The organism is Tenacibaculum sp. L6 (assembly GCF_028823685.1).
In the GTDB taxonomy this organism is placed as follows: domain Bacteria; phylum Bacteroidota; class Bacteroidia; order Flavobacteriales; family Flavobacteriaceae; genus Polaribacter.
Window position 1 is genome coordinate 1 of the sequence record NZ_JAPEHZ010000103.1, and the last position, 3,771, is coordinate 3,771.

The 3,771-nt window shown below is 40.4% G+C and carries 9 protein-coding genes; all 9 read left to right on the forward strand.

What is annotated here, in order from left to right; translation table 11 throughout:
* Positions 1-285 (forward strand): hypothetical protein (locus OU788_RS11820; protein WP_274635354.1); only part of this gene is annotated, 285 nt, incomplete at its 5' end.
* A complete protein-coding gene (locus tag OU788_RS11825; RefSeq protein ID WP_274635355.1) occupies positions 269-424 on the forward strand; it encodes a hypothetical protein in 156 nt (51 codons plus the stop codon). The genes OU788_RS11820 and OU788_RS11825, both read left to right, overlap by 17 nt.
* A 36-nt stretch (positions 425-460) precedes the next feature.
* Complete coding sequence (locus tag OU788_RS11830) at positions 461-1,039, forward strand: hypothetical protein (RefSeq protein ID WP_274635356.1); 579 nt, start codon at positions 461-463, stop codon at positions 1,037-1,039.
* A gap of 23 nt (positions 1,040-1,062) precedes the next feature.
* On the forward strand, positions 1,063-1,623 hold the full coding sequence (locus tag OU788_RS11835; protein ID WP_274635357.1) for a carboxypeptidase-like regulatory domain-containing protein: 561 nt from the start codon (positions 1,063-1,065) through the stop codon (positions 1,621-1,623).
* 1 nt (position 1,624) lies between these two features.
* Positions 1,625-1,894 (forward strand): hypothetical protein, encoded by a 270-nt coding sequence (locus OU788_RS11840; protein ID WP_274635358.1) that lies wholly within the window; start codon positions 1,625-1,627, stop codon positions 1,892-1,894.
* Positions 1,878-2,372 (forward strand): hypothetical protein, encoded by a 495-nt coding sequence (locus OU788_RS11845; RefSeq protein WP_274635359.1) that lies wholly within the window; start codon positions 1,878-1,880, stop codon positions 2,370-2,372. Before OU788_RS11840 ends, OU788_RS11845 begins: the two co-directional genes overlap by 17 nt.
* A gap of 8 nt (positions 2,373-2,380) precedes the next feature.
* Positions 2,381-2,863 (forward strand): hypothetical protein, encoded by a 483-nt coding sequence (locus OU788_RS11850; RefSeq protein WP_274635360.1) that lies wholly within the window; start codon positions 2,381-2,383, stop codon positions 2,861-2,863.
* A gap of 17 nt (positions 2,864-2,880) precedes the next feature.
* On the forward strand, positions 2,881-3,444 hold the full coding sequence (locus tag OU788_RS11855) for a glycoside hydrolase family 108 protein (protein ID WP_274635361.1): 564 nt from the start codon (positions 2,881-2,883) through the stop codon (positions 3,442-3,444).
* A gap of 84 nt (positions 3,445-3,528) precedes the next feature.
* Positions 3,529-3,771, forward strand: a 243-nt coding sequence (locus tag OU788_RS11860) for a hypothetical protein (RefSeq protein WP_274635362.1), incomplete at its 3' end; no start/stop codon positions are given.

The following is a 3,771-nucleotide window of genomic DNA, read 5'->3' on the forward strand; positions in this document are numbered from 1 at the left end:
AGCTTTTTAGAAACCCCCGCCTTTGAAAAGACCATGGAAACCTTGGGCGGGATGCTTCCTAAAATCTTAGAAGCTTCAGGAGGCAATGCCGTAGGACACCCGAGCCAGTTAGCAAGCCCGAATGTTTCGCCCATACAAAAAGCCTTTGTACAAAAGCTTCCCACTGCCACCGACGAACAAGTGATGTTTTTTAACTATTTGCTTGACAACTGGCAAGAAGATTTAATCACACAAGTAGCACAGATTATCGAACAACAACAAGAACACCATGAAGATACAAACTAAAAAAGAAGCCATTGCCCAATTAGAAAAATTACCAGAAAAAGTATTGATACGCCTAGCAGAGCTATCCAGTCATAAAGAAGCACAAAGCTACTTTGCATGTCCGATAAAATACGGAGCAGTCAAGAGCTTTTTGAAGTAGAAAGCAACAACACAAGATACAGGAGAAAAAAAAGCGATGAAAAAGAAAACAAGTGTATCAAAAGTTGCCACCCGAAACAACGCTAAAAAAGCGGTAAGCAAAGCCAATGAAGCCAGTGCCTTTTTACTAGCCAATAAACCACTACTGATAGTAGCAGGCGGAAGTGTCGTAGCGTATTTCCTATACAAAAGACTCAAACAATCAGCCGATGCGGTAACCGAAGTCTTTCAAGATGTAGCAGACGACCATATCGAAGCAGACCTACATATCAACACAGGAAAGCTAAGCATCAATAAAGAACAAGCGAAGATTTTAGCCAAGTCCTTACTAGATGCTTTTAACGACACCGCTTTTGGACTTCCTGCCACCGATGAAGCCAAAGTAAAACAAGTCTTTGACAAACTACAAACAGGCGATGACTTTAGACTCGTGTATAAAATCTTTGGCAGGAGAAAACGCATGGGAGGCAAAACCCCAACGGTATGGCTCGATAAAAAGCTTGCGGACGATTACGATTTAATCTACTGGCTTAAAGCAGAAATTTCAGAGACGTGGGACAGGCAATTATACCACCAAATCAAACAACGAGTACAAAGCGCAGACATGCCCTTTTAAACAAAAAAAAATGAAAAAGAACAATGGAAGCAAGTTTACCAATTTACGGGTTGGCATGTCCCGACACCCAACAAGCCCAAGAAGAATTTGACACGAAAAAAAATTGCGGATGTACGATGAATACAACAGCACAACAATTAATCAGCGGAATCATTATCAACGGAAGCACAGGAAAACCCTTTGAAGCAGGGCTTGTCAATGTGTACAATACCCAAACCAAAAAAGGAACAACACCCGATGCAAACGGAGCATTTCAATTGTATGCCAGTCCTACCGATGTGATACACATTTCCTTTGTGGGCTATGATACCCTACAAATAGCAGCCTCAAAACTACCTGCCACCATCACGTTGCAGGAAAGCTCGGAACTACTATCAGAAGTAGTGATAACCGCTAATAAGAAAGGAGATAACAATTATATCTATGCCAGTATGGGACTGTTAGGCTTACTGTTTGTGTATGCGATTGCCAAGGATAAGAAAAAGAATAAAACAAAACAACGACCTAATGGAATTTATACTCATGCACTGGGAAAAAATCACAGGTATTTTAGGACTGTTTTTTTCCTTTTTCGCAGGCTTTAAAATGCGGAAGATACGCCACCAAGAAGCCAAAAACCTAGCCTTAGAAAGACGTTACAAAGCCGATTTACAAAAGCTAGAGAATTACAAACGAGCCTTTGACATCAATGCAGAAATGATAGAAAGCATTAAAAGTGATTTTATGGCTCGTATCGGTTCATTACATCAGTATATCGAACAATTGGAACACATGAACACAAAGCTACACAGCATCGTAGCCAAACAACAAAAAGAACTCGACAAATACATCACAAAATATGGAAAAGACATTTAAAATACTCAGTATTGTTTTATTACTACTGATTACAGCGTGTGGGACAACCAAACATAGTAAGACACATAGTTTAGGAACCCAAGTAGATAGTGTTTATGTACAAAAAGATAGCGTACAGAGCATCACTATCAATAGCGCTATTCAAGACAAAATATTTATAAAGGTTGCCACTGGAGATACTTTACTAGACAGCCTCGTCAATCAAAAATTACAACACTTTGCCAGTAGCAAACAAAGCGGTACAAACAGCTATAGCGTTCGCTACGACACCCAAGCCCAAGGGTTTGAGATACGCAGTACCATAGGCGCTACCAAGGAAGTGATTACCAAACAGCGGGATAGTACATCAACGAGCCAGTACAAAAAGAAAAAACAAGAGCGAAAAGAGCAAACAACAACACACCGATTGCCCATGTGGGTTTGGGTACTGCTCTTAGTGCTTGCAGGCATGGTCTATGGAATCGTCAAAACAACCTAAAACCACGAATGAACACAAGAAAACTATGGGTCGTTGGAGCGGGCATTGGCTTGGTAACCCTAGCCACTTTTATCAGCCAAAAGAAAGCCCAACTGACCCGTATAATAGAACAATTACAGTTTCGTGTTTCAGGAATTAGAAATGTGCAGCTCTCATGGCAACACATCGCCTTAGAACTAGACATACAATTACGAAACCCAACAAAGGAACATTTGAACATCAATACAGGATTTATAAGCGCAAAAGAGCTACGAATCTATGAAAAGAAGACAGGGAAACAATTAGCCTTTACCAAGCTAAATACCCACAAAATTAGCATTCCTAGTGGCGGTATGTACCAGTTACCACCCACGCACATTAACCTGCCTGTACTCACCGTAGGACAATTGGTTTTTGAGGAGCTTCAAAAAAAGCAACAGGACTTTATAAAGGCGTTGCGTTTTGAACTGGACGTAGCCACTTTAGGGAACACACGAACCGTACAATTTTAAAAAAAGAAAAAAAGAAAATGGCAAGCTATGAAGCATTCAAACCCTCTTTAGAACAAGCAGAGGGCGGGTATCAAAACCTAAAAAACGACAAAGGAAACTACAATTCAAAAAAAGAACGAGTTGGAACTAATCACGGAATTTCCGCTAAATTCTATGAAAAGGTACTAGGAAGACCTCCGAGTATCAGCGATATGAAAAGCCTTACCAAAATAGAAGCCCACATCCTTTTTAAAAATGAGTTTTGGGACAAAATGCAAGCCGATAGCATCCGTAGTCAGGCAGTGGCAGAAATGATAGTCGACCATGCGATAAACGCCAATCCAAGAGTAACCGCAGGTATCGTGCAACGCTCTTTAAACCGATACTTTGGCAAAAACCTACAGGTAGATTATGTCATAGGATCTAATACTGTCAAAGCCATTAACTCGGTAGATGCCAAACAACTCTTTGAGCGCATAGGAAAAGAACGTCTCGCCTATTACAAACGCTTAAAAGACTACCAATACTTTGCAACGAGTTGGACAGGGAGAGTGTTTGCACTAGCCCATAAGTTTGGTGTTGACCTCAAAAAAAAAAGGTAGCACCGCTACTAGGAAGTATTGCAGGCATAGCCCTTATCAGCTATGTGATATATACAAAAGCTAAAAAGAAAAAGAAAAAATAAGATGAATACCATACAAAAATTTCAAGCCTTAGACGGCAAAGAAGTTAGCCGAAGTACGTTAGAAAGATTAGTAACACAGGCAAAAAAAGAAAACAATACGGAGGTTATTTATAGAATCTCAAAAATCTTAAACGACCACCCTAAGTACACGACGTTTAACATTTCAGTCAAACGATATGCAACAGGACTGAACGCACCAAGGCATACAGGAGCATACAAAGAAGCCTTAACCAGTTGCGGGCGT